22 protein-coding genes are annotated in these 26846 nt (G+C 41.5%); 8 read left to right on the top strand and 14 right to left on the bottom strand.

What is annotated here, in order from left to right:
* Together CAN34_RS08040 and CAN34_RS08045 are read left to right on the top strand one after the other, a co-directional pair.
* Window positions 1-702, top strand: a 702-nt coding sequence (locus tag CAN34_RS08040) for a 3'-5' exonuclease (protein WP_133063021.1), incomplete at its 5' end; no start/stop codon positions are given.
* Between the two features lie 45 nt (window positions 703-747).
* Window positions 748-1704, top strand: coding sequence for a WG repeat-containing protein (locus CAN34_RS08045; RefSeq protein WP_123891913.1), 957 nt, complete (start codon window positions 748-750; stop codon window positions 1702-1704).
* Window positions 1705-1820: 116 nt separating this feature from the next.
* On the opposite strand, the gene CAN34_RS08050 is transcribed toward CAN34_RS08045, so the two are convergent.
* Window positions 1821-6464, bottom strand: coding sequence for an AAA domain-containing protein (locus tag CAN34_RS08050; RefSeq protein ID WP_089555209.1), 4644 nt, complete (start codon window positions 6462-6464; stop codon window positions 1821-1823).
* Window positions 6465-6899: 435 nt separating this feature from the next.
* Between CAN34_RS08050 and CAN34_RS08055 the strand changes: the two genes are divergently transcribed.
* The 3 genes from CAN34_RS08055 (at window position 6900) to CAN34_RS08065 (ending at window position 9187) form a co-directional block, all read left to right on the top strand.
* Window positions 6900-8147, top strand: coding sequence for an FAD-binding oxidoreductase (locus CAN34_RS08055; protein ID WP_089555210.1), 1248 nt, complete (start codon window positions 6900-6902; stop codon window positions 8145-8147).
* 20 nt (window positions 8148-8167) lie between these two features.
* Window positions 8168-8506: a RidA family protein gene (locus CAN34_RS08060; protein ID WP_089555211.1), complete on the top strand. Its 339-nt coding sequence runs from the start codon at window positions 8168-8170 to the stop codon at window positions 8504-8506.
* A gap of 249 nt (window positions 8507-8755) precedes the next feature.
* Window positions 8756-9187 carry a Replicative DNA helicase gene (locus tag CAN34_RS08065; RefSeq protein ID WP_089555212.1) on the top strand — a complete coding sequence of 144 codons (432 nt, stop codon included), beginning with the start codon at window positions 8756-8758 and terminating at the stop codon, window positions 9185-9187.
* 129 nt (window positions 9188-9316) lie between these two features.
* On the opposite strand, the gene CAN34_RS08070 is transcribed toward CAN34_RS08065, so the two are convergent.
* From CAN34_RS08070 to CAN34_RS08080, 3 genes are all read right to left on the bottom strand, one after another.
* On the bottom strand, window positions 9317-10153 hold the full coding sequence (locus CAN34_RS08070) for an enoyl-CoA hydratase (RefSeq protein WP_089555213.1): 837 nt from the start codon (window positions 10151-10153) through the stop codon (window positions 9317-9319).
* A gap of 177 nt (window positions 10154-10330) precedes the next feature.
* Window positions 10331-11467 (bottom strand): glycerate kinase, encoded by a 1137-nt coding sequence (locus CAN34_RS08075; protein ID WP_089555214.1) that lies wholly within the window; start codon window positions 11465-11467, stop codon window positions 10331-10333.
* A gap of 71 nt (window positions 11468-11538) precedes the next feature.
* Window positions 11539-11733: a hypothetical protein gene (locus CAN34_RS08080; RefSeq protein WP_089555215.1), complete on the bottom strand. Its 195-nt coding sequence runs from the start codon at window positions 11731-11733 to the stop codon at window positions 11539-11541.
* 92 nt (window positions 11734-11825) lie between these two features.
* Between CAN34_RS08080 and CAN34_RS08085 the strand changes: the two genes are divergently transcribed.
* Window positions 11826-12143 carry a histidine phosphatase family protein gene (locus CAN34_RS08085; RefSeq protein ID WP_165767631.1) on the top strand — a complete coding sequence of 106 codons (318 nt, stop codon included), beginning with the start codon at window positions 11826-11828 and terminating at the stop codon, window positions 12141-12143.
* Between the two features lie 12 nt (window positions 12144-12155).
* On the opposite strand, the gene CAN34_RS08090 is transcribed toward CAN34_RS08085, so the two are convergent.
* From CAN34_RS08090 to ppsA, 6 genes are all read right to left on the bottom strand, one after another.
* Entirely contained in the window at window positions 12156-12380 is a 225-nt protein-coding gene (locus CAN34_RS08090; RefSeq protein WP_079692065.1) for a hypothetical protein, read from the bottom strand.
* A gap of 322 nt (window positions 12381-12702) precedes the next feature.
* On the bottom strand, window positions 12703-13218 hold the full coding sequence (rplI, locus tag CAN34_RS08095; protein WP_079692064.1) for a 50S ribosomal protein L9: 516 nt from the start codon (window positions 13216-13218) through the stop codon (window positions 12703-12705).
* Window positions 13219-13243: 25 nt separating this feature from the next.
* Window positions 13244-13471 carry a 30S ribosomal protein S18 gene (rpsR, locus tag CAN34_RS08100; protein ID WP_058368567.1) on the bottom strand — a complete coding sequence of 76 codons (228 nt, stop codon included), beginning with the start codon at window positions 13469-13471 and terminating at the stop codon, window positions 13244-13246.
* Between the two features lie 16 nt (window positions 13472-13487).
* Window positions 13488-13889, bottom strand: coding sequence for a 30S ribosomal protein S6 (rpsF, locus tag CAN34_RS08105; RefSeq protein WP_079692063.1), 402 nt, complete (start codon window positions 13887-13889; stop codon window positions 13488-13490).
* A gap of 286 nt (window positions 13890-14175) precedes the next feature.
* The gene (locus CAN34_RS08110) at window positions 14176-15162 is read right to left on the bottom strand and encodes an RDD family protein (RefSeq protein ID WP_254423133.1); all 987 of its coding nucleotides are present in this window, start codon (window positions 15160-15162) and stop codon (window positions 14176-14178) included.
* Between the two features lie 168 nt (window positions 15163-15330).
* The gene (gene ppsA / locus CAN34_RS08115; protein ID WP_079692061.1) at window positions 15331-17715 is read right to left on the bottom strand and encodes a phosphoenolpyruvate synthase; all 2385 of its coding nucleotides are present in this window, start codon (window positions 17713-17715) and stop codon (window positions 15331-15333) included.
* 587 nt (window positions 17716-18302) lie between these two features.
* On the opposite strand from ppsA, the gene CAN34_RS08120 reads away from it, so the two are divergent.
* Together CAN34_RS08120 and sthA are read left to right on the top strand one after the other, a co-directional pair.
* Window positions 18303-19199 (top strand): pyruvate, water dikinase regulatory protein, encoded by an 897-nt coding sequence (locus CAN34_RS08120; RefSeq protein ID WP_089555218.1) that lies wholly within the window; start codon window positions 18303-18305, stop codon window positions 19197-19199.
* Between the two features lie 184 nt (window positions 19200-19383).
* A complete protein-coding gene (sthA, locus tag CAN34_RS08125) occupies window positions 19384-21024 on the top strand; it encodes a Si-specific NAD(P)(+) transhydrogenase (RefSeq protein ID WP_089555219.1) in 1641 nt (546 codons plus the stop codon).
* A gap of 76 nt (window positions 21025-21100) precedes the next feature.
* Here the strand turns inward: sthA and CAN34_RS08130 are convergent, their stop codons facing one another.
* The 4 genes from CAN34_RS08130 to CAN34_RS08145 all read right to left on the bottom strand — a co-directional run bounded on the left by CAN34_RS08130 (window position 21101) and on the right by CAN34_RS08145 (window position 26610).
* A complete protein-coding gene (locus CAN34_RS08130; protein ID WP_089555220.1) occupies window positions 21101-22294 on the bottom strand; it encodes an ABC transporter permease in 1194 nt (397 codons plus the stop codon).
* Window positions 22294-23589, bottom strand: a complete 1296-nt coding sequence (locus tag CAN34_RS08135) for an ABC transporter permease (protein WP_089555221.1) — start codon at window positions 23587-23589, stop codon at window positions 22294-22296. Before CAN34_RS08135 ends, CAN34_RS08130 begins: the two co-directional genes overlap by 1 nt.
* Window positions 23590-23592: 3 nt before the next feature.
* On the bottom strand, window positions 23593-24801 hold the full coding sequence (locus CAN34_RS08140; protein ID WP_089555222.1) for an HlyD family secretion protein: 1209 nt from the start codon (window positions 24799-24801) through the stop codon (window positions 23593-23595).
* A gap of 123 nt (window positions 24802-24924) precedes the next feature.
* Window positions 24925-26610, bottom strand: coding sequence for a TolC family protein (locus CAN34_RS08145; RefSeq protein WP_089555223.1), 1686 nt, complete (start codon window positions 26608-26610; stop codon window positions 24925-24927).
* Window positions 26611-26846 lie beyond the last annotated feature (236 nt).

Consider the following 26846-nt stretch of genomic DNA (forward strand, 5'->3'; position numbering starts at 1 on the left):
TTGTTTAAAGGGGTGGGGGCAGTCACTGCAACGCGATTGACTCAAGCAATCAATGCCGATAATAACTCTTTTGAGCCGTTGATGATGGCAAATTTTGCCAAAAAAAGTACCCAACTTGAGCCGTTGTATAAAATGCTGAGCAAAGCCAGTGAAGCAGAATCTGTCGAAATCATTATCGAGCTGGTTCTTGAGTTTTATATGCCAGTTTTAAAAATTAATGAAGACAATTGGCGTGAGCGTAGTGAGGATTTTCGCGTCCTTAAAAATTTAGCCACAGAGCATGATAGCCTTGATAAGTTTTTAGAAAATCTGGCGCTTGATCCACCTAATGATTCGGTTGCTACCGCAGGCGATCCTGAGCAAGGAGAGGAAAGTACTGATAAGGTAACTATCTCTACCATTCATAGTGCGAAAGGGCTGGAGTGGCCGGTGGTATTTGTCAATTCATTGGTCGATGGTATGACCCCGCATTACCGCTCACTAAGTGATTTTGAAGAGTTGGAAGAGGAGCGTAAGCTGTTTTATGTTGCCTGTAGTCGCGCTAAGAATAGATTGTTTTTAACGGCGCCAGATTACTTCTCAAGCTATTCAGGGTATTTCGATAAAGTGTCACGGTTTATCGCTGAGTTACCTGCTGATAAGGTAATGGTCGAAACTACTAAAAAACCTATAGATGAGAGTGACGATCCGGTTTGGTGGTGAGTGGTTTTTCATATTCATAACGATGATATTTGGAGGCAGCAGGTTTTGTATAAGCAAATAGCTAAAGTTTTATTAGTCCCAATTATTGCTTCAGTCAGTGGTTTATCTGCTTTAGCTGCTGAGGATTGCATACCGCCAAAGAGTAACTATAGTAATACTCAATGTACTGATGATGCTCAGTTATTTGTTGCTTATGATGACGATTATCGTCCACAAGCGCTACTCAATAAACAAGGTAAAGTAACAGCCAGTCTCAAAGCTTTTGATAAAGTTCAGGCGTGGTTATATAGTGATGGCTTTATGCCTGTTTTAAAGAACGACAAAGTCGGCTATATCAATGCGCAAGGTAAACTGGTTGTACCTACTATTTATGATAATTTAATCGGCCCTGATGACAAATATAATGAGGTTTGGGCGAACCCTGTTTATCAAGGTAAAATTGTCGTTGGTAAAGATGGTGCATATGGTGTAATCGATACTAGCAATAAAGTTATTCTCAGTTTTGAAAATAACTACGTCATGATTGATCCTTTCAGCAATGATAGGGCGCCTGTTTATGACTTTAATACTGAATTATGGGGTCTTATAGACACTAACGGTAAAGAATTTGTTGCCCCGCAATACGACGGTCTGGATGGTCATTTGGGTGGACACTATGGTTTTCATGAAGGCCTGCTCGGTGTAATTAAAGATGATAAATGGGGGTTTGTTACCAAGACGGGAGCTGTTGCTGTTCCTTTAATTTATGATGAAATCAGACCTTTTAGTGAGCAGCTCGCTGGCGTGCGCAAAGGTAAGAGTTGGGGCTTCATAGATGGTGCCAATAGAACTGTCATTCCTTTCAAGTTCTCGGACGATAAAGTACAGAGGATGAGTGTTACTTCTTTTGGCGCAACGTATTTCAATTTTAATAATGGTACGGCACAGATAGAAGAGAAAAATGATGGTACGTCTGTCTGTATTAATAAGTTAGGTAAAATAGTGGCTTGTAGTGAATGGTGATTATTTAAGTTTAAGGAGTTAAGAACAGAAAAAACCGTGTTTTGATACAATACGGATTTTTCTCAAGACAATTATGATAATAGCTATGAGCTGAGTATCTAATAAATGATAGATATCTAAGCATCAGCTTCAATGTTAATTATTGGTTCTTCAACGGTATTGACCACTCTTGACTCGACGTATGAGCTGCGATAAGAATGGTCGGTAGTGATGGGGTAAATCTGTAAACGTTCCAGCTCTGCCAATAAATCTTGAATGACTTCCTGTTTATGGGTTATAAAGGTAGAGGCAAAGCAACGCCAGAATTTCCAGCCAGCACGCTCAAGAATACGCTGGCGTTGCATATCGCTTTCCCATTTATCAGGTCCATGATATTTATCGCCATCACATTCGATAGCTAAGCTATTGTCCTCTTCACCTTCTACAACCATATCAATTCGGTATGCACCTGCTTTAACTTGCGGAATGACTCGATAGCCTCTTTCAATGAGAATGTCGAAGACCTCTCTTTCAAAAGGAGATTCACACTTATCACGTAAATCAGCAACTTGCTCTTCATCTTGCATAAACGGCGCTTGAAAGTGTTTGATGAGTTCTGCTCGGTAGTGATCAGCTTGGCTAAGTTCGTCCAGCTCGATGCTACGTACCAAGTACATTCTATCGCGCGCTCTTGATGCGGCAACATTCATGCGCTGGGCGAAAGTCTCTCTCGTTTGCGCATGCGCTGCTCCTGGTGCAACGACCAGTGACAAAAACATGATATCGCGTTCTTTACCTTGAAAGGTTCTAGCATCACCGCAAGCAATATCAAAAGCAGTCATGACAGTCTCATCCAATTCTTTATTGAGTAACTCCATAATATTATGCGCTTGCTTATTACCTAATAACGAAACGACACCGATGGTTTTATCTTTATAAGCTGGGTCGGACGTAATCGTTTTTATTTCATCGACGATAAATCTAACTTCTGAAGGGTTAATATCTGCTTTACGATAGCCATCAGCGATATACACATCAATCAACGGAGGGTCTAAGCGTTCTGAAGGTTTCGCTTTACGTAAGGGTATGAGTTCGTGATTATAAAATTCACGTTTTGAGAACTCGATAATAGGCGCAACACTACGAAAATGTTCTTTCAACATGACGGTGCTATCAGCAAATACGACTTTAAATAAGTCATATATTGAGCGATCAGGTGACATTTGTGAGCGATATACAGGCACTTGATTGCTCAGATATTGCGCCATGAGATTACGAATTTTTTCGATATCGAGACCAACACCTTCTGGTGAAACCTGCTTATCGTCACCAACGATTAAAACTTTTTTCGCTCTCATGATGGCTGGTAATGCTGTCAAATCAGATTGAGACGCTTCATCAATGATCACTAAGTCAAAGCTCCCAAATTCTGCTGGCAAGGACTCAGAAATACGATAATGTGGCATAATCCAACAGGGGATGGCAGCACTTGCGCCAGCAGAAGCCTCACGCGCTTCTCGCCGATAATAATGGGCGCCTTTACCTGTTCCTTTACCAATACGCATAATAGCAGAGCGGTATTTTTCTAAAGAAGCTCTAACGTTTGGCGTCGCATTCTCTGCGACTTTTAGCCAAGCTCTTTTGGTGATAGCTTCTTGATAGAATCTTGCTAAATCTGACTCTAAGTGGCTACGAGTTTTGGTTAGATCAACCAACTCTCTACGACCATCTATGCTGTCTATAAAGCTCTTTAATCTATTAAGACGCCAAATTTGCTGCCAATTATCAGGCAACAAGTTATCAGATAACAACTTATCTTGAGTTTCAACACAAGGCTGACAACGCAATTGTTCCGCCCAGAGCGGCGCACCATTTTTTTCAATAATCTCTGTGATGGCAGCGACAGTCTCTAAGTCTGTTGCAAGGTTATTCACTCGCTGTAGCTCATTTAGCAGATTTTCCCACGTTGTCTGTAATGCAGCATCAGACAACATCTGACTGCCAATTTGTTGCTCTAGAAAGGTAATTATTTTTTCACTAATGGCACCATTACAGTCTGCAAGCTCGTTAAGTAATGACTCTTTTAGTAACAGGCTCTTCACCAGGCTATGTCTTTTTAAATGTTGGTCAAGAGTATTTTTAATCTCAGCTAAAATATTTTTATTGTAATGCGCTTTAGAAAGAATATCCCAATCTAAAAATATAGCGTTTAGAGCTTGTTTGATATTGTGCTGTAGGTTTCTGCTATTAATAATGTTTTCATATAAATAAACGGCTGAATTTAACTTCGATAAGTTATCAGGCACGACTTCAAATATAGGTAAGGAGATATTATTCGACAATGCATTCCATCTCACAATAAGCTCTTGTGACTTTTTCCTAAACGCTATAAAGCTCGATATATATTGCCAATCCTCTACGCTTGCGGGTGGTGTTGAGACTATCATAATAGCTTCAAGGTTTTTCTTTTCGACCGACTTACCAAAAATCCCAGCTATACCGAATGGTTTCTTACCTTCAGATAGGTTTTTGACCGCACTAACAAGTTCTGGGTTTTTATCCAAGTCATCAGCCATTGTGATGGGTTTGGTTAAATAAGCCGTTCTATCGTTAAAAGCTGATTTAATCTCATCGTTAAGGATGTTTAGATGTTGAATAATATCTTGCTTCGTTTGGTCATCTAAGTGCTGCTGAATATTAGTTGTCCATTCCTGTCCAACCGCTTCAGTTTTTTGCAGAAGATCAATTAGATGGGAGGTATTAGAAGCAGCTTCGTGAGCAATGCTTATAGTGCTAGCACTGTCGTTTACTAAGCTTGGAATCTCACCTTGCTGTTCTGCTTTTTTTAATTCATTGGTATAAATCAAATCTTGGTGCAGTTGCTTTATCGTATTAATAGGCGGCATGTCGGCAACAGCAGGGATTTTTTTATTAAGATAATCCAAGTCAATGCCGAGCTTTATTCTTGCTTTTTTTAGCTCAGTAATATCGGCATGAGTAAATTGAGGCTTAAAAGTATCTTCTATGCCTAATGTATCGGGGAAGCTTTCGATCAGCTGCCTGTTTTGAGCAACCTCAGTTGCTGCGTCTATTGGTTTAATCGTTTCGCTATCCAGTACGATATCATCAAGATTTAACCGTGCCCAAGCCGTAATATTATTATCAGTGCTGGCCAACTGGGCATGAACGGTATCAACTTGATTATCTAGCATGACGATTTCTTTTTTGTAGACCTCGCGATTGATACTTGCAACTTCACTCGATATTTTCTTAATGGTATATTCAAACTGCTTTAACCCTTCATTTTCACTGGTCAATAGACTAACCGCTAGTGGTCGAATAGATTCAGGCAGTTGCTCTTGCAATACTTTTAAAGCAGGGTCTTTCATTGAGGTGACCAAAACTCGCTTGCCCAGTGCTAAGTAATGACAAATAACATTGGCAATGGTATGCGTCTTACCTGTACCAGGAGGACCTTGAACGACCACACCATCGTGGACATCCAGTTGTTGTATGATTTGCACCTGCTCATTATTGAATGCTTTGGGGAAATATAACTCCGCTGGAGTGCCTACGTAGTTATCACTGCCATTCACCATGGATAGACCGCGATAAGCAGGTAGTATTATCTCTTTATTTTCTGTAGCAGGTTCCGTCAAGATGGCGGTCAAAGCGCTTGGTAAGTAAATGTCGTCACTGTTTTCGAGTTTGACCGCGAACTTAGCTAAATCTTGCAAAAATATATTATTACTTCTAGGGCGCGCCATAATCACCCATGTATCAGTGACGATAAGATTATTCTGAGGCTTAGGTATTTTTCGCTCACCTATAACCGTATTGTCAGGCCAATACACTCCAGAAGAATCAAGCAACGTCACCGCTGATTTTAAGATAGGCTCATAGCTACTGGGCAAAAAAGGATTTAATAAAACATCCTCTGACTCATAAAACTGTTTACAGTCTTCTAATAGTTTAGCCAAACCTTGATTCTCATCCATAGAAAAAGGTTCGGTTTCAAATGTGGGAGGCGTTAGGCTAGGCTTTATGAGTAAAGCCATTGTTTTTTGATCTAATGCTATCTCGATAGTCTGGGTTAGTAATGGATATTTTATTTGCTCGCTGTTTTGTTCATTATCAGTATTTTGTCGTATGGCAATACCCACACCCCAAACCAGCTCAAGCGATTCGTCAGCCAAATTACCTTGCAGCATTTGATTGAGTTTAAATAGCTTTGCATATAAAGCAATACTTTGGCGTACGAGTTTTTCTTCTATCAACCAAGGTTTCCAAATGTTGTCGATATAACTTTTAAACTCATTTTGCAGTATGTCTCTATCAGGAAAATCTTTTAGATAAATTTCTGTGGTTAATGAGTCATCTTCTAGAGATAGTTGCTCATCTTGATGGTCATCCTTAACTTCAAATGGGGTAAATGCTTCTTCATAAGCCCTAACGCTATTACCTGCTGGCTGCTGTACATTTATTTTTGCTTTCAATAAAGGTTGGTCACTGAACTTTGTTGGCATATCTAACCAGCTTGCTAATAGCGCGCCGCTAGATTGTGGGGCAGAGTTTTCACGTAAGCGCTCTAAACGTAGCCAAACTTCATTAGACTCATCATCTGTGATATTGAGACTAATACCTGGTAAACCTATCACTTGCTCCTCAGTACAATTGAAATCGTTATGTTTAACGAAGTCCTGAGTAGGAGTCTTTTTCATCAAAGCGCACTGCTTAATGAATTCAAGCTGAGAGGCCAGTCTTTTTACGTAAATACTCATTTATTAACTCTTCCAAATCATTAAAAATTAGCCCTGAAATCACTGACATTTCTTAGGTGTTATTTATAAGGTGCTTAAATCATAAAGTACTTAGATTACTGCTCATTCATAAACTAAAAACAAAAACCAAACTATAGCACAGAAATTAATAGTAATAAGTCGCATCTAGTCTTTTTAGAAATGAGGGCTAATCATCGCTATTCTTAGTATTGATGATTTATGAGTTATTAAACATATGATTCTATTTCAGCTAATTTTTCTCACTATTCCTTGCAAAAATACCTTATAGAAAAGTGCATAACTAAAAGTATTGAATAGCAAAAATATTTATTAGATAAGGGTTTAATATTTGGCTCAATGCGTTACTATTACTACCTTATTTATTAAAGCCTTATATTCGACACTCGTATTAAGACCATAAGAAAAGGATAGGTTATGCGCTATGAAGTTATCGTGATCGGTGCAGGTATGGTTGGCACATCAGTTGCTTGGCATCTACAAAAAAACAACGCTCAAGTTTTACTTTTAGATAAAAAACTACCGGGCTCAGAAACTTCATATGGTAATGCTGGATTGATTCAGCGAGAGGCGATTCATACGCATCCGTTTCCGCGCCAGCTGACTGAAATGATACGCGTATTGCCTAACCAAGGTACTGATATCCGCTATCGAATACCGGCGATTTTGCGCTACCATCAGGCGCTATTGCAGTATTGGAAATACTCTACGCCCGCGTCAGTTAAAAAAATAGAAAGCGAGTGGCAAACCCTGATTGAGCATTGCACCAGCGAACACCAAACCATGATCACCGCAGCAAACGCTGAGGATTTGATCAGCCGGAAAGGCTGGTTGCAGCTACATCGTTCTGAAGAGACTCTGAAAGTAGCTATTGCTGCCGCCATCAAAGACCGTGATCAGGGCGTTGAGCACAATGTATTGACAATAGAAGAATTAAAAGCAATGGAACCTAGCGCCAATTTTGAAGGCTTTGTTGGCGCGATTCATTGGTTAAACTCTTGGCAAGTATCAAACCCAAGCTCATTGGTCAAAGCTTATGCAAAAAACTTCCAAGAGATGGATGGTACGATTAAAGAGAGTAGCGTAAAGGAAGTTTTGCAAGACGAAAACGGTTGGAAAGTCATCACAGATACTGATACTTTTTATAGTGACAAGTTGGTTATTGCTGCCGGACCTTGGTCTAATGATTTGATCAAACCACTTGGCTATAATCTTCCGTTATTCCCGATGCGTGGCTACCATCAGCACTTTAAAGTGACAGAGAAAAACACGATCAATCACAGTATGTTTGATATGGATAAAGGTTTTGTCATGGGACCGATGCAGCAAGGCATCCGCATTACGACGGGTGCTGAGATGACCACGATGGATGCGCCAAAGAACTTTGGACAATTGAAAACGGTACTAAAGCTTGCTCGAAAAATATTGCCACTAGAAGATGCCGTTGAGAGTGAGGCATGGGCAGGATCACGTCCTTGTATGCCTGATATGAAGCCGGTCATTGGTCCTGCGGTTGCTCACGATAATTTATGGTTCGCATTTGGTCACAGCCACCAAGGCTTCACTTTAGGGCCTATGACAGGTCGTCTCGTTGAAGAGATGATTCATGATAAGCCAGTATTGGTCGATGTCGAGCCATTTAGCGCTCAACGTTTTTCTAGCTAATTGTTTAAAGGGAATAATCTATGCAAAAGCTCCATAGTAGTCAGCGTATGAGTAAAATTGTTGTTCATAATCAGACCATTTATCTATCTGGTCAAGTTGGCAACGCTGAGGATGACATCAAAGCCCAAACTCTAACTTGCCTAGAGAAAATCGAAAGCTTGCTACAAGAAGTAGGCAGCGATAAATCAAAACTGCTGTCAGCGACAGTATGGGTGAAAAGTATGTCTGATTTTGCCGCGATGAATGAAGTATGGGATAAGTGGTTTGAAGGCGTACAACCACCAGCCCGCGCTTGCGGTGAATCGGCATTGGCGCGTCCTGAATTGCTGGTAGAAATCATAGTAATAGCTGCTGAATAACTTACTTAATTTGATATTTAAATAAAGGTAAAAGGGCGTGATATCGATATCACGCCCTTTTCTGTAAGCTATTCGTGTTAATTAGTTTATAATCAATATAATTTAAAAAAATGCAGTTCTACGGGTATAAACGCCTCCGAGTCTTAGAAGAGGGGCGTTTTTGCTAAGGAAATATATTAACAGCTGTGTTTGCTTTATTTGGACTGACGATATCGTTATTTAACGAGCAATAAAAAAGGGTGACAAGTTATGATTAATACCAAAATATATAAATCGATTTATGTGTTAGCAGAAAACCTATTAGAAGCTGACAGTAAAAACGATCAAAAGACATTTGATTCGCTTTATGCGCAGCTAAAAGATCTTTGTATTGAAAATGAGAAGAGTGATAAAGATCACCCTGAACAATGGGAGACATTGGCTGACTTCACTGAAGATTTAGAAGAGGCGCTGGTTATCTATCAGAAAACCTTAGACAAAGCCGCTGCGATTAATTCAAAAGACCATCTGTCATCGATTGCATTTTCTATGGCCGAACTACAACTTGAATTGGGTCAAACTGATGCAGCTATTAAGAGTCTACAAAACGCCAAAATAAGCGCCAATAAAATTGAAGATAGAGAATTCAAAGTTGAGATAAATGAACTGCTTGCTACCTTAGTACCTGAAGTACCCGAGTAAATCTCAGACCTTACCGTTCGTTCCTCTAGTTATTTTTATGATTGATAAGGACTGTATTGGCTTAAACACCATACTAAAGGCATCTTTTTGTGACTTTAGTTTTGTAACTTTAGTATGGTGATATAAGCTTTAACGTCCTGTCCATACCGCATGGCGCTTTTCGATAAAGGCGTCAATGCCTTCACTTACATCATCCGCCATCATATTGCAGGTCATTACCTCGCTAGCATATTCATAAGCATCTGCTAATTCCATATCTAACTGTTTATAAAACATATTTTTACCTGTTCTAACTGCGACCGAAGATTTGGCAGTAATAGCATCTATCAAAGATTGCAGGGTCGCATCTAATTGCTCAGCTGTCGCCACACGATTGATCAATCCTTGCTGCAATGCAGTATATGCATCGATAAATTCACCGGTAATCAGCATCTCAAATGCTTGCTTGCGAGGTAAGTTGCGACTGACAGCGACAGCAGGCGTGGAGCAAAATAGCCCAACATTTATGCCAGAAGTGGCAAACTTAGTGTCATCAGAGGCAATGGCCAAATCACAGGCTGCCACCAACTGACAACCAGCAGCGGTAGCGATGCCTTGCACTTTTGCGATAACCACTTGCGGCATCTGATTGATAGTTAGCATCATTTGACTGCATTGCTGGAATAGTGCGCGCTGGAAAGCCTCATCTGCATTGGCGCGCATCTCTTTTAGGTTATGACCAGCACAAAACGCCTTACCGTTTGCTGCAATGATTACAACTTGAATATTATTATCTTGGGCAATGCTGTCCAGTTCGGTTTGCATCGCAGAAAGCAACTCAACGGATAGGGCGTTGAATTGCTTTGGTCGGTTTAGTGTGAGGGTAACGACGCTGCTTAAGTCTTTATTACTTTCTCTAATAACCAAAGGCTCGTTGATGTCTACCGTTGAAGTGAGTACGGTTTTATTTGGGTTAAATTCTGTCATTTATCTTCCTTGATAAAAAGAGGTTAATTATAAACTCAGCTCTAAGAGATACTATTAGTAGTCATTTGAATGATAGCATGCTTTAATGAAACCCAAAAATGACTATAAAATTACAATGAATAGCTAGGTATGAACTAGGTTTGCTGATAGTTAACAAAAGCTTCAAAGGACTGCTCTTTATCTCATGCTTTGACCCAATCTGATTGCCGCAGCAACATTGGCAGCGGTGGTTTCAATATTGCGATAAGCGTTTTTAAAGACGTTATCGATCGTATCTAGCTTTTGGATACTGGGCATGACGACGTCGAATTGGCTGGTCTGAGCAGGTTTTAGCCCATCAACGCTGCCGCAAATAGCAATAACTGGAGTATGATTGGCTTTGGCAAGCAGGCTGATACCGCCAGCGACTTTACCCATGGCGGTTTGCGCGTCAAGTTTACCTTCGCCAGTGATAACAAGATCCGCATTAGCAATGTGCTGCGATAAGTTAGCAACCTCGGCAACAGTATCAAAGCCTGACTTCAACTGGGCGTTGTAAAAGGTCATTAACGCATAGCCAAGTCCACCAGCTGCGCCTGCTCCCGCTATCTCTTGATAATTCTGATAGCCATGCTGCTCGCATACACTAGCAAAGTGACTTAATGCCTTATCTAAGTTAGCAACTTGTTGCGGACTGGCACCTTTTTGAGGGCCAAATACCGCACTGGCACCCAACTCGCCGCATAGAGGATTGGTCACATCACAAGCGACCTCAAATACTGTCTCTAAAACGCTGGCATGAAAGCTTGTCGCATCTAATCGCTGTAAATTGGCAAGCTCGCCGCCACCTTGGGATAGCTTATTTCCATCACTATCATGAAACGTCATACCAAGTGCCATTAGCATACCAAGCCCCGCGTCATTGGTGGCACTACCACCGAGACCGATAATAATACGCTTGACGCCTTCCTCTAGAGCATCTGCAATCAGCTCACCGACGCCATAGCTGCTGGCAATGACAGGATTGCGCTCTGCCACAGCCAATAGATGTAAGCCGCAAGCTTGGGCGATTTCGATGACAGCGGTCGCATCAGGCAATAATAAATATTTTGCGCTAATGAGTCGCATCAAGGGGTCATGGACACGCACTTCTTTCCAGCGCCCACCCAATACATAGGACAACACCGCAGATGTGCCTTCGCCGCCATCTGCCATAGGCAGTAGCTTATAGTCAGCGTCAGGAAATACTTGACTAAATCCAGCTTGGATAGCGTGGCAAACATCCAATGCCTCTAAGCTTTCTTTAAACGAGTCGGGGGCGATTAAAATCTTCATGGCTTTCTCTTTAAATATCTCTTTGAATCTTTTTTTAATAACTTAACTAAGGCGTTATATAAATACCAAGGTTAATAACCAGATAAAGATGATGCTTGTATTGCTATCACAATAGCGACACCCATTTTTTCAAAGACTAGGCTGATAATCGTACCAAATATAATAACTAAACCAATATAACCCAAGATACTATTAAAGTAATCAAAGCCATTAGAGATCGCCTTAGCGACGGTATTAAGTGGTATTTGATAAAATAGTGTTACCAAAAAGCTGATAATGTTAAAACTTAAAAATATGCTACCTTAACTTTGCGGTGGCAAAAACCACATACTATCAGAGTATGTGGTTTTTGTTTTGCATGTATCAACATCTGGATGGTCGGCTTTGGACGCAAATTGCGGAAAAAGACATTGATGATTGGTGCAATGATTTTGCCCACTTTACGCCAAACAATGGCGAGAGTTTGCAGCAGTTATTTGAGCATATTGAAGGGTGGTTGAATACGAGAAGCATTGAACGAGCTTGTGAGAGAGACAGGACGCCAATATTAGTTGTTGGTCATGCAGGCTGGATTAACGCGGTCAAAATTCTTGCCGCTAGCCAGGATATACCAAAGTTAACCGCTGAATGGCCGCGTTCTATAAATTATCAATTATGTAATCGACTAGATTTTTAGCCAAGCTTATCTTTAAGCTAACTTATCAAATCGAGCTTTATTGTCTTGTGCTGTATTAGAGTCAAAGCTGACATATATGCCTTCATTATCTAATGTAGCATACCAATGGTCATCGTTACTGCTAGTCAATATCTGGAAATACTTATTATTGACGATTCTACCGACAGTATAAACCTCGCCCTCTAAGTACACATCATTACCTTGAATACATTTTAATTTATCACCGGTATTTATCATATTATCCTGTCATATCTGTGGCTAAGTATAGACAGAATATCAATTCAGCGGATCGTATTAAAGACGACTTTATGGGTAGTATTTTATTATTAAGTATCAGTCGTATAGGTGATGTGTTACTTGTTATTGCTAAAATTTATTATTATAGGTTGCGGTGAACAATTAAGGTAAAAATCTAGCGGAAGTAAGCATTCTCAGCCACCTATCTTAAAGTAGGTATTCAAGCTCATCTTATGAGCGTGAATATAGCTGCTAATACAAAAAAGCCAGCAACATGACGTTACTGGCTTTTTGTATAGACTGAACTCAGATATTCTAAAAATTACTCTTCAGAATAGTCTTCGTTTTCGTCTGCTACATCTTCTTCTACAGCTTGCTCTTCTTTGTCGCCATCTTCAGAAAGAATGGTAACTAGAATAGTAGCGGTAACGTCATGATGTAGTTGAATATCAACATTATATTCGCCAACTTGACGTAAAGTGCCTTCAGGAAGCTTGATTTCAGCACGGTCAACTTCTAGACCTGAGTTAGTCAATGCTTCAGCGATATCGCGAGTACCGATAGAGCCGAATAGCTTGCCTTCGTCGCCTGATTTAGCGCGCATGATAACATTAACGTCAGTTAATGCATCAGCACGTTCTTGAGCAACGCTTACTTCTTTAGCTTCTTCAGCTTCAAGCTCAGCACGACGTGCTTCGAACTTTTCAATGTTAGCTGCGTTAGCAGGTAGTGCTTTACCCAAAGGGATAAGAAAGTTACGTCCGTAACCTGGTTTCACATCGACAGTTTCACCGAGTTTACCAAGGTTGACGATACGCTGTAACAAAATAATTTGCATGAGTCATTCCTAGTTAACGGTTAAATTACTGATGGTTGTCAGTATACGGAAGTAGCGATAAATAACGAGCTTGCTTGATAGCAGTAGCTAGTTGACGCTGATATTTAGTAGAGGTACCGGTAATGCGGCTTGGTACGATTTTACCATTATCACTGATGTACTGTTTTAGCAATTCAACATCTTTATAATCGATGTGAGTGATGCCTTCAGCAGTGAAACGGCAGAATTTGCGACGGCGATAGAAACGTGCCATGAGTATTCTCCTTTAATTAGTCATCACTGTTGTTGTCGTTGTCGTCATTATCATCACGATCTGGACGACGAGTAGTTGCTTTGCGTGCGCGTTTTTCATCGGCATTCTTGGCTAACTGCGACTCTTCAGTGACAGCGTCGTCACGGCGCATAACTAGACTACGAATGATCGCGTCGTTATAACGGAATAATTCTTCAAGTTCAGCTAAAGTCTCACCGTTAGTTTCAATGTTGAAAAGAACGTAATGAGCTTTGTGAATCTTGTTAATTGGGTAAGCCAGTTGACGACGACCCCAATCTTCTAGACGATGGATGGTGCCGTTGTTGTCTTGAACTAACTTGATATAGCGTTCAACCATGCCGACCACTTGGTCGCTTTGGTCTGGGTGTACAAGTAACACCAGTTCGTAATGTCGCATTATGACTCCTTACGGATTAGTAGCTATTAACCCTATGTTAATAGCAAGGAGATTTATAAGGTAAGCTAAAATCCTAGCCATTATTATAAAAAATAACAGAGAATAAGCTTAGTTTATAAAGCGCCGTATTATAACAGTAGTCACTGATGAACACAAAGGTTAATCAATGCGCCGCTGTTAATAAAAATTATTAATTGAAAATATTGTTCTTTTATCAATAAAAAAGCAACGCTAATACGCTGCTTTTTATCACAACCATAAGAGGTATTAATAACCAACAAAAGGGTTATTTTATTTTAGGCTCTTTTACTAATTGACTGCTGTCAGCTTTAACCACTAAGGTTTTCGCCAATTTATCATGCCAACCGATATTTTCAGGGCTTTTAGAGGCCATATAATAATGAATACCAATGATGACAAAACCTAAAAAGCTGGTAAAAGAGAACAGTAAATTATAAATTATAAATAGCAGCAAGGTACGCATGCCGATAAGCTTTAAAAACGATGGCAGACGATGAGTGGTTTGATCGACTACACGGATACCCGTAATCAGCTTACCCAGTGATTGACCACGCAAGGTGATAAACAGCAGTTGCAAGGCAAACAAACCGAAGACCATGACTTGCGATATCATCAAGGTGCTACTAGGAATGCTCTCCATTAGGGTCATTGAATACTGATAAGCGGTATCCATATCCTGGATGTTTTGAAACTTAGTATAATCCACATCCAGTTTCGTCAATGCCATGACTAGCGGAAAAATCGCTAATAGATACAGTAAAGCATTAAGCGCCGTCGCCAATACCCGTGACATGATAGGCGCAAGCACCACATTACCGACTACTTTATCTGTAGCTGAAGTAGCCTTGGTCGCGTTAGACTTATTTAATGACACATTGCTATTCGGCGTATATTGACGATTGGTCGTCATATCACTTTTGGTGTTTTTAGCGTTATCTTTTAGACGTTCAGGCTTGCCATATAGGCGATCTAGCGATACTGATTTGTCATCTTGACCATTGCTTGCGTCAGCATCCTCTGGGAACACAGTGACGTTATTAATAATAGAATCATTAACAGCCGGTGTCGCTATATGAGCAGGACGGTAGAACGTTTGATTATTGGTTAAATTACCAACGCGTTGCCACTGATCTAAGCCTTCGTGCCAGATCAAATCATCTAGTTGTACTTCACCAGAGGTGAGCATGATATTGAGCTGATCCAAGGTGTATGGACCGGCTTGTACGTTATTTCGAGCAAGGAAAATTTGCATAATTGCCTGCATAGTTAGTCATGTCTTAAGTCACTATCTTTAAATGACTATTTTTAAGTCACTATTTGTCATACATTATATTAGGGTCTATTTGAAAAAATCAAATAGACCCTAATCTGTGTATCTTAAATGACGGTGTGAATTAACGTTGTGACGTAACGTTACAGCTTACTTTACTTCTTCGCCTGCTAAGAAGAACCAAGTATCTAATACTGAGTCAGGGTTCAATGACACTGAGCTGATACCTTGCTCCATGAGCCAGTAAGCAAGATCTGGATGATCTGATGGACCTTGACCACAGATACCGACGTATTTGTCTGCTTTACGGCAAGCATCGATTGCCATAGACAACAGCTTTTTAACCGCAGGATCACGCTCATCAAATAGATGTGAGACGATACCTGAGTCACGATCAAGACCAAGTGTTAGCTGAGTCAAATCGTTTGAACCGATTGAGAAACCATCAAAGTGCTCTAGGAACTCTTCTGCAAGTAAGCAGTTGGTTGGTAGTTCACACATCATGATAATGCGTAGACCGTTTTCACCACGTTTTAGACCATTTTTCTCAAGTAATTCGATAACTTGTTTCGCTTCGCCAACCGTACGGACGAATGGAATCATAATCTCGACGTTGGTTAAGCCCATCTCATCACGTACGCGCTTTAGTGCTTTACACTCAAGCTCAAAGCAGTCACGGAAGTTATCAGACACGTAGCGGCTAGCACCACGGAAACCAAGCATTGGGTTTTCTTCTGATGGCTCGTATAATTTACCACCAAGCAAGTTAGCATATTCGTTTGATTTGAAATCTGACATACGAACGATAACCGGCTGATCCATAAAAGCAACCGCTAGGGTTGATATACCTTCAACCAATTTATCAACATAGAAATCAATAGGAGAAGCATAACCAGCAATACGCTCATTAATCGCTTGTGAGATTTCACGTGGCAAGCTGTTCATGTTTAGCAATGCTTTTGGATGCACACCAATCATACGGTTGATGATAAACTCAAGACGCGCAAGACCGATACCTTCGTTTGGCATTTGAGTGAATGAGAAGGCGCGATCTGGGTTACCAACGTTCATCATTACTTTGAATGCAAGCTCTGGCATAGACTCAACAGAGTTAGTTTTTACTTCAAAATCAAGCTGACCTTCGTAGATAAAGCCTGTGTCACCTTCAGCACAAGAAGCGGTAACGTCTTGACCGTCAACCAATAGTTCTGTGGCATTACCACAACCAACAATCGCTGGTACGCCGAGCTCACGAGCAATAATCGCCGCGTGACAGGTACGACCACCACGGTTAGTAATGATAGCAGAAGCACGCTTCATGACTGGTTCCCAATCCGGATCCGTCATGTCTGATACTAGCACATCACCTTCTTGTACTTTATCCATCTCGTTTAAGTTGTTAACGATACGAACTTTACCAGCACCAATACGTTGGCCGATTGAGCGACCTTCGCACAATACTTTGGCACCAGTGGTGTTAATGACATAACGTTCCATGACGTTGCTGTCTTGACGGCTCTTAACGGTTTCAGGACGGGCTTGAACGATAAAGATTTCATTGGTATCGCCATCTTTAGCCCACTCGATATCCATCGCTTGACCGTAATGCTTTTCAATGGTCATCGCTTGCTTGGCAAGTGAATTCAATTCTTCAGTCGATAAAGAGAACTGCATGCGATCTTCTTTTTCAACATCGACGATTTTCACAGATTTGGTGGTGCTACCTTCATCACCATAAATCATTTTCTTATGCTTGCTACCTAAGTTGCGACGAATAATCGCAGGTTTACCATTAGCAAGTAATCGTTTTGATACATAGAATTCATCAGGGTTTACAGCGCCTTGAACAACCATCTCGCCTAAGCCATAGCTTGAAGTAATGAATACTACTTGATCAAACCCACTTTCTGTATCTAGGGTGAACATAACGCCAGCTGCGCCAGTTTCTGAACGTACCATGCGCTGAACGGCAGCAGATAAAGCAACGCCTTCATGCTCAAAACCTTTATGGACACGGTAAGAGATAGCACGGTCGTTATAAAGGGATGCAAATACTTCTTTAATAGCGATAAGAACGTTATCAATACCGCGAATGTTTAGATAAGTTTCTTGCTGACCAGCAAATGATGCATCTGGTAAATCTTCAGCAGTAGCAGAAGAGCGCACAGCAACGGCAATATCTTTACCATCGCTCATTTCTTCGAATGATTTGCGCACTGCTTGCTCTAAATCTTTTGGTAACTCTTGTTCAACAATCCAGTTACGAATTTTTTTGCCGGTAACAGCAAGCTTATTAACATCATTAACGTCAAGCTCTTTAAGTTCGCTATTAATTTTGTCAAGTAAGCCCGTTTCTGTCAAAAAGCGATTGAACGCATCTGAAGTTGTAGCAAAGCCACCTGGAACACTAACGCCCAAATCAGACAAGTGGCTGATCATCTCGCCAAGTGAAGCATTCTTACCACCAACTGTCTCAATATCGTCTTTTCCTAGCTGATCTAGATTGATTACGAGTGCTGTAGATTGCGCTGCCATGATAACTCCAGAAAATAAGGTTATTTAGTAAGGATTATAAAGGTCGATTATACCGCTATATTTGGACAATTTCGAGTGGTTAAAGCAAAAAAATGATGAAAAATATACAAATTGTGGGGTTTGCTACATATTTAATGGTAGAAGTCATAAAATATAGCTAGCAAGATACGATGGAAATACTAATATCGATTGTTTCCTATCTTCTAGTTTTATAAGCTTTTTAATAAAGCTAACTGATTCTTTTGCAAGCAAGCAAAAAGATTTTGAAATAGGATTAAAATTCATACCTATATAGTGCATACGATATGGTCATAAGACAATCAATGAGCTGCCATAAACTATTTCTTAATCAGGTTGGTTTGGGTGTCAGCTGCTAAGTGTACGCCTGTAACATTGATTACTATTAGCCTTCTATTATAGGTATAATATAAAGCATCAATATGAGGCGCATATGACTGGAATATTAAAAACTAAATGATGAAATACTAACTGAATAGGGTTAGATATTACATCAAAAATGATCAAGCGCTCACTATTAAGCGCTGATTAAAGAATGCTATTGAGGTTTCAACCAAGGTGTCAACGTTATGTACTCAAACAATCTGTCTGAATTCCCGAACGCTATTATCCAGAATAAACAAGCATTAGAGGTCGATAACGCAGAAAATATAAGAACGGCGTTTTTTATCTCTGATGGCACTGCGATTACCGCAGAAACCCTTGGACGCGCTATTTTGAGTCAATTTGCCTCAGTACCTTTTGAGACGCGAGTGTTACCTTATGTGGATAATTTAGAGCGTGCTGAAGATGCGGTTGAGCAAATCAACATGGCTTATCAACGAGATGGCTTACTGCCATTGGTGTTCGATACCATTGTAAACCCTGAGATTCGTGAAAAAATTAACTCAGCACATAGCTGTAATCTAGATATGTATGAAGGTCTAATCGGTCGCGTAGCAGAAGAAACCGGCGTAGAGCCGGATGGACATTCAGGTCATGCGCACGATAATGTCGATTCTGAAACCTATAAAGAACGTATCGATGCGGTGCATTTTGCGCTAGATAACGATGATGGGGCGCGTACCCGTCATTATCATGCGGCAGATATTATTCTTATCGGAGTTTCGCGTTCTGGTAAAACCCCAACGTCATTATATTTGGCGCTACAATTTGGTATTCGTGCGGCCAATTATCCTTTGACTGAAGAAGACTTAAACGACAATCAGCTCCCAAAAGCCTTACGTGAGCATAAACACAAGCTATTTGGTTTGATCATCGATACCGATCGCTTGGTGAAAATCCGTCAAGAACGCCGCGCAGGCAGTCGTTATTCCAGTTATCAACAATGTCAGCAAGAACAGCGTGCCATACAAGGTATTTATACTTCTCAAGGCATTCCAAGCCTTGATGTCTCAGAGATGTCGGTTGAAGAGATCGCTACTCGAATCTTACAGATGACCGGTCTAAAACGCCGCATCGGCTAATTAAAATTATTCACTGCATTATCTAAAAAATAACGACAGCTCTAGCGTCATAGTAGCTGAGATTGCAAAAAATCTTATCACCACGTATGGTAGGCAAACTTTAGCGCCATGACTTTGATTTCATTTATACATTGATGCATTCATAGCCTAAAAAACAGATTCATAAATTAATAAAGAGGATACGATGGGAAGCAAACCTATAAGCGACGCGACCAATGATACCGGTAAAGATACTCATACTGTGTCTAATAAAGAGAGTGGCCGCGCGCCAAACCCTGAGCATACTGAGGGTAAAAACAAAAAAGAGAGAATCGAACAAACCCATGAGCAAGTCACTGACGATATCATGCATCATCCTGATTTGGTCAATCCGCTCGATGATACGCGTATTGATATTAAATCGGGCTTTAGCAAAGACTCAAAACGCCTAAAAAATGACAAACATGAGTTTGAATACGATGCTGTCGTACTAGGGGCAGGTCCTGCTGGTGAAGCAGCCGCGATGAAGTTATCCAAATCTGGTAAAAAAGTAGTGGTTATTGATCCGCGTGAGCAAGTCGGTGGTAACTCAACCCACGTCGGTACGATTCCGAGTAAGGCGCTGCGCCAATCAGTATTTAACTTAATTAACTTTCGCCGTGACCCAATGTTCACCAAAGCGATGGATTATGAACAAGTTCCACTAAATATCGTTTTAGCCAAAGCGCGTCAAGTGATTCGCAATCAGGTCACCACTCACGCGCGCTTTTATGAGCGTAATCGTATCGAGGTCATTCAAGGTTGGGCAAACTTTATTGACGCGCATACATTACGAATTGAAATTGACGAAAATACTTTCGAAACCATCACTTTTAATAAAGCTATTATTACCGTTGGTAGCCGCCCTTATCGTCCTGAAATTTTAGACTTCGATCATCCGCGCGTTTTTGATTCCGATAAAATATTACAAATGGATTATGTGGTCAGAAAGATTATCATTTATGGTGCAGGTGTCATTGGTTGTGAGTATGCCTCTATTTTCACTGGTCTGGGTTATAAAGTTGATTTAATTAACAACCAAAATAAATTGTTAAGCTATCTGGATAGCGAAATTAGCGATGCGCTTGCCCATGACTTTAGACAGTTTGGCGTCGTTATTCGTAACAACGAAGAAATTGATCATCTTGAGACCCATGATGACTGTGTAATATTGCATCTTAAAAGCGGTAAAAAAATTAAGTCTGATGCCATTCTATGGTCAAATGGTCGCTCAGGTAATACAGAAAGTTTAAATTTAGAAGCGGTGGGGCTTGAAGCCAATAGCCGTGGTCAGTTAAAAGTAGATGATACCTACTGTACTGAAGTCGATAATATTTATGCGGCTGGTGATGTCATCGGTTGGCCATCTTTAGCTTCAGCCGCCTATGATCAAGGCCGTTGTGCTGCAGCATTTATGGTCGGTGATAGTGATGCTGAGCCAGTATCTAGCGTACCGACAGGTATCTATACTATTCCTGAAATCTCATCTATCGGTAAAACGGAGCAAGAGCTGACGGATGCTAAAGTTCCTTATGAAGTCGGTCAGGCTTTCTTTAAGCATCTGGCACGCGCACAAATTATCGGCGAGCGTTCTGGGGTCTTAAAAATCTTATTCCATCGTGAGACATTAGAGATTTTAGGTATTCATTGCTACGGTAACCATGCTTCAGAGATTATTCATATTGGCCAAGCAGTCATGAAGTGTAATGCGACCCTTGAGTACTTTGTGAATACCACCTTTAACTATCCAACGATGGCAGAAGCGTACCGAGTAGCAGCATTAAATGGCCTTAATCGTGTGTTCTAAAAGTCAAAAAGCTTAAAGTTGATTAATAAAAAAGCGCCTGCAATTTGCAGGCGCTTTTTTTATATCATTTTCTATCTTAATAAGCAGTGTTGCGTTGCGAAGTTAACCAGCGAAATAGCAGCAGTAAAATAAAGTAAAATAACCATAGACCTGCCAACGCATAAAAACCTGTCGCCACTTGCGCGACACTAGCACCCATTTGATTAAGCTGAACAGAGGTGTTTATGCCCGGTGTGGTTGGTAATAACCAGCGAATGATTTGTAAAAATTCTGGCAGTTGGTTTGCTGGCCACGGGTAACCGCTCACAAAAAACATCGGTAGCGAGCTGAAAATTAAGATTTGCATACTGCGCTCACGCTGGCGAAACCAAAGGCCCACTACGCAACCAAGCGTTGCCACAGTTGGGCAAAACAACAGTAGGAATAATAGACTGCCAAGCATATTTTGCCCGCGCGGATAATGGTGGAGCTCGAATGCCCAGCCATAATAGAAGCAGCCAATAACGAAGCTGAACATGCTCATCGCCGCAATACGACCAAGCCAGCCGCGAATACTGGTTTTATGACGACGTCGCTCATACCAAGTTCCAACTAGCATCGCCGTTGACATCAAAAGCGTTTGTTGCAAAATAAGAATGGATACTGCAGGCACGACGTAAGCGCCATAACCTTCTGTTTGATTGTACAAAGGGATAATCTTTAATGGCACTGCTTGGGTGTTGGCAGCGGCGGTAGCTAAATATGCTCCTTGCGCCACACTTCTCTTAACTTCAATACCTGCTGATACGGTGCTGACCGCTTGTAAAAACCCCATTTGTACGTTTTTATTTAACAGAAAATAGCCACCATTACCCAGAACGCTGACACTAGCTGCTTTTCCTGATAATACCTGCTGTTCAAGTCCTCTTGGGATAATCATATAACCCGCGATTTCATCTGTCCACATTGCATCGATGGCTTCTTGCTCATTTAAAAAGCGTTTTGTATCTAGCAGCGGGCTGGCACTTGCATAGCGGACGATGGTTTGTGATAAATTACTATTGTCCTTATCAATAATGCCGACAGGTACATGGTGAACGATTTCCGTTGAATACGGCCAAGGATAAAAGAAGCCATAAATAATAGGCGCAATCATCAATAATAACAGCACGCCTTTATCAGAGAAGACGTCTTTGATGGTCTGTAAAAAGCTGCCAAAGAAGCTTGTTGATGAATTCTCTGTTGAATTTGACGTTGTGGTAGATAAATTATCTTTTGGTGATAATGACATTAGCGTGCTCCCCAACGTTCAGGATGCGCCAGCGCGCGTTTACTCAACAAAGCGGTTAAAAACATAGCAATAAGCGTCGCTAGAGTGAGCCCATAGACAATTGGCAATGACACAGCAACCGGCGCTTGCATCTGTAATTGGGCAATGTGTAGCTTAAGATAGTGGGTGAGTGGTAGCGCATCTGACCAATGTTGGGCGCTGTCACTGATGGCGATATAAGGGAAGGTAACGCCCGCAAATGCATAGGAAGGCGCTGAAATAAAACCAGTAGCTGACAAGCCCATACGTAATGAGTATGAACCCAGGGTGAATAATGCCCCCAGCCAAAATGATAGCATCATCAATAGCACCAGACCGAGATAAGTGGCAATGATAGAGCTGATGGCAATGGATTGCTGCGGCGCTGCAAGCCATATTGCCAGTATTGACCATATGCTATAAGCCAATATTGGCCAAAAATACTTGCCCAATAAGCCAAACATTAACACTAAAACACTCACATTTTCTGGTGCTGATAATTGACTACTTGCCACGTTATCTGAGGTATTAGCTTCAATATCATTAGAAGGTAGCGTTAAGTCAGAGCGACTGCCATCAATAAAGCGATACCAGCGACCGATTCGCTTATCACGCAGCTCACGGCCGATAGTCGTTGCACCGACAACCATTGCTAAAATATGCAACAGTGCAGGAATGACCGTTGATGCTAAAAACTGCTGATAATCGGTAACTGCATTAAACAAGCTGATACGTTGAATACTAATAGGTGAGTAAGCAATCGCCGCTTGTGATGGTGCCACGCCTTGTTTCACCAAACGCTGTATCTCAACGCCTGCTGATAACGTGCCGATTACGGACTGTACACTGGTTTGAATAATGCCAGAGTGGGTACCGTACTGAGCGTTTACTTGCAGAACGATAGGAGCGGGTTTGCCTGATGAGATATTGCGAGAGAAATTCTCAGGGATAATAACCACAGCATAAATATCACGTTGCAAGATGGCTGCTTCTGCAGCAGTAGGCGAATGATAAAGCTGTTTCACTGTCAGATTAGGGTTAGCTTCCAAGTAACGTACGGCAGTATTGGCTACAGGCCCCCGATCTTTATCAATTACCCCAATGGGTAAATCTGTGATTTGTATTTGGGAAAAAATCCACCAAATCAATAACACAGTAGCCAATGGTATCCATACCACCATACTAAAATCCCAAGGATTTTTGGCTAAAAAACGGCGCTCGTAGGCAGCACTGCGTAAAAAAGCATTACCTAGCCCACTTAGCTTGGTTAGGCGCATGGCTTACTCTTGAGTCTGGTTAACAAGGGCGGGATTGATGCGTACAACCACGCTCATGCCCGAGCGAATCCGTCTATCTGGCGCTGTCGGTCGCGCTTTGACTTCAAAGGTACGGACATCAAAACCATCGTCGTTATTGGTCGGGCGCCAAGTTGCGAAGTCAGATAACGTAGAGGTGGCATAAACAGTAAACTGTTTGGTATAAGGTTTCTCAGGCGATGATAAAGCGGGAATAGTACCAGTAAAGCGCTGACCAATCGCAAACTGGTTCAAATACGTTTCAGTGACATTTAATACCACCCATTGCTCATTGGTATTGACCAAGGTAAGTAAAGGAACCCCTTGACCAATGACTTCGCCTGCATTGACAATGACAGTATCCACAACGCCAGCAATAGGGCTTTTTAAGTTCGCTTCTTCTTTTGCCACCAAAGCTTCTTCTAATTGGGCATCGACTTGCGCGACTTGCGCTGTTGCCGCTGATTTATCCTCACTGCGAGCACCTTCCATTGCTAACTCATACTGCAAGCGTGCGGCTTCAGTTTGATCTTGGGTAGCCAAATATTGCGCATAAGCCTCATCGCGTTTTTGCCGTGCCATCAGTCCTTCTTCATAAAGGCGATTGACACGCTGATAAGTGTTTTCTGCCAAATCAGATGCCGCTTTGTTGGCTTGCCACGCCGCTTTTGCTTGAGCGATCTCTTGCGGGCGGGCACCATTTTCTGCTTTATCTAATTGACTCTGTGCCATTTGCTTACCGGCACGCGCTTGATTGATCTTCGCATTAATCTCAGGAGAGTCCATCTCAATCAGCTGCTGACCGACCGTAACTGCATCACCTTCTGTGACCATGATTTTTGCAATACGTCCGGGTACTTTTGCCGCGATGGACGTTTGCTGCATTTGCATCTGCCCTTGCAAGGTAATAATCTCAGGCTCATTATGCTGATTGCTTTTGTACAAACCATAAGCAATTGCGCCTAATATAATCAGCACAAGTAGCGCCAAAATTGCCTTTTTTATCATCGCAGACTTATCGGTTTTTGCTGAATCGCGCTTATAACTCGGGACTGTTTGCTCTTGTCCAATATCAGTTACATCGACCACAGGCTCAATGGGCACCTGCTCATTATCAGTATTGCTTGATTCGGTTGATGGGTCTGAGTCGTCTAATTTACGAGAGTCGTCTGATTCGTTTGTAGATTCAGTCATGACAGTGAGATTCCTAAGGCAATAAAGTCGGTAATAAGCAGAATAAGTTGTTTGTTGTTTAATATTTTTAAAGGTGTTGTCTAATATAGCACCATGCTCTTTTAAGAGAGCAAATTGGATATGCTATTTCTCATACAATGTTGGTAGCCGAATATCGGCGGCATTAAGATAAGCGTTAAAGGCGAGGGGCGTACCGCAGCTTTGCATAAGGGCTGCGAGTGACTGTACATAGGTATTCGCCGCTTGCGCTTGTTCGGTACGCGCTTTAAGAGACTGTGTTTGTGCTTGGACTACCTCAATCGGGGTATTTAGTCCTTCTTGCAGCCCTAACTGCCGCAAACGCAGTACTTCTGCTGCCAGCTCAACGTTACTTTGTAATGCCTGATAACGTGATTGGGCATTATTAACATCGTGCCAGTTTTTTTCGACCAGTAATAATAGATTGTCACTGACTTCAATCTCAGACAAATCGGCTTGGCGTATTTTGGCATTACTTGATGCCAATGATGCGGTTTTATCGAGCCCGCCCCATAGCTTCCAGCTCGCAGATATACCCGCTACCCAGCTGGGATCTTTTTCCACTTGCCCATAGCCGTATAGCATGACGGTAGGCTTATAACCGGTATCTGACAGCGCATGTAGCTGCTGGGCCTGCGCACGCTTAGCCGCGACTTTTTGTAAACCTGGATGATTGGTGAGTGCCAAATCTTGAAAGTAGGTTACATCTGGTAGAGGACGGCTAGAAACAAATAGCGGCGTCGAGGGTTTGATGCGATATTCAGTGCGCAATAGGCGTTGTAAAGCCATCATTGCTAGCCGTGCATCATTATTGGCATTGACGGATTCGCTTTTGGCGTCGGCAAGCGCAGATTGTGCTTCTAAGCGATCAACTCGTGAGATGAAACCTTCTTCAAAAAGCCGCTGCGCCATATGGTCAGTCTGTTGCAAGGTATCATAAGCATCATCGCGTAAGTAGGCGGCAATGATGGCCAGTTGCGCCTTAAAATAACGCTCAATCAAGGTATTATAAAGCTCGTTTGTATCCAAGATGCTGTCTGCGACGGCTTCTTGGGTACGGGCGTTAGATACGCCTGTTAACGCCGTAGTACGTCCAGCGGTATAAATAGGCCATACCACGCCAATTCCTGCGCCTGTGGTTGAGCCCGAACGCTTTAACTCGTAGTTGTCTGGGATACGCTCACCAACCAATTCACCAAAATTTGGCAAATCTGGAATAGGGGGGATAATATTATCCACATTACTATTAATATCGTTGACAATACCGTTTTTGAGTGTCGATAAATCAATATCTGCGTCCAAATTGTAAGCATTGGCAGAAACTCTAGCAAATACCAGCGGATGATCTATGGTTTTGAGAGCGTCAGTTTGATATTCACTGGCGGCAATCGCCGCTTGGTTAGCAGCGATTTTTGGTGATACTTGTAATAGGATATTTTGCGCTTGCTCGAGGCTTAAGAGGCTAGACACTGTTAAGGGATAGCTATTATCAACACTCTTATGAGTGATAGGATCGATAAGAGTAGTCAGACTCTTGCGATGCTCAGTTTTATCAATTTCAGTATTTGTAGTGATTGTTTCAACACGACCTAACTCATACACGTTTTGAATATTGATTTGAGTGTCAGCATCAATAATTTGTGTCACAGCGACAGGTGTCACTTCATTTTGTAAGCCGGTTTTTTGTGCCCCAATCGTATTGTCATTAGCGCTGGCGGCGGTAGACGCAGCTATACCTATGAGCGTAATCGTCATCACAGTAGTAGATAGAGTCGATAGAGCAAATTTCATAAGTCACATAAGCCGTTAATTAGAGTACAAAGTCATTAGAATCACGCCCAATACATCGACGCTATCAACCACGCTCAGTATGCAAAATACCCATCGTTGGCATCAAGCCGGTAATTTCGATTATTGTTTATTATATGTCGCCACTGATAAGGCAAAGGTAATACTATAATCTATTCACAGATACTAAGACTTTGTTATTGATAACAAAGCGTACACTGTAGTGGCACAATGGTGAC

It is taken from the genome of Psychrobacter sp. DAB_AL32B (assembly GCF_002224105.1).
Taxonomy (GTDB): domain Bacteria; phylum Pseudomonadota; class Gammaproteobacteria; order Pseudomonadales; family Moraxellaceae; genus Psychrobacter.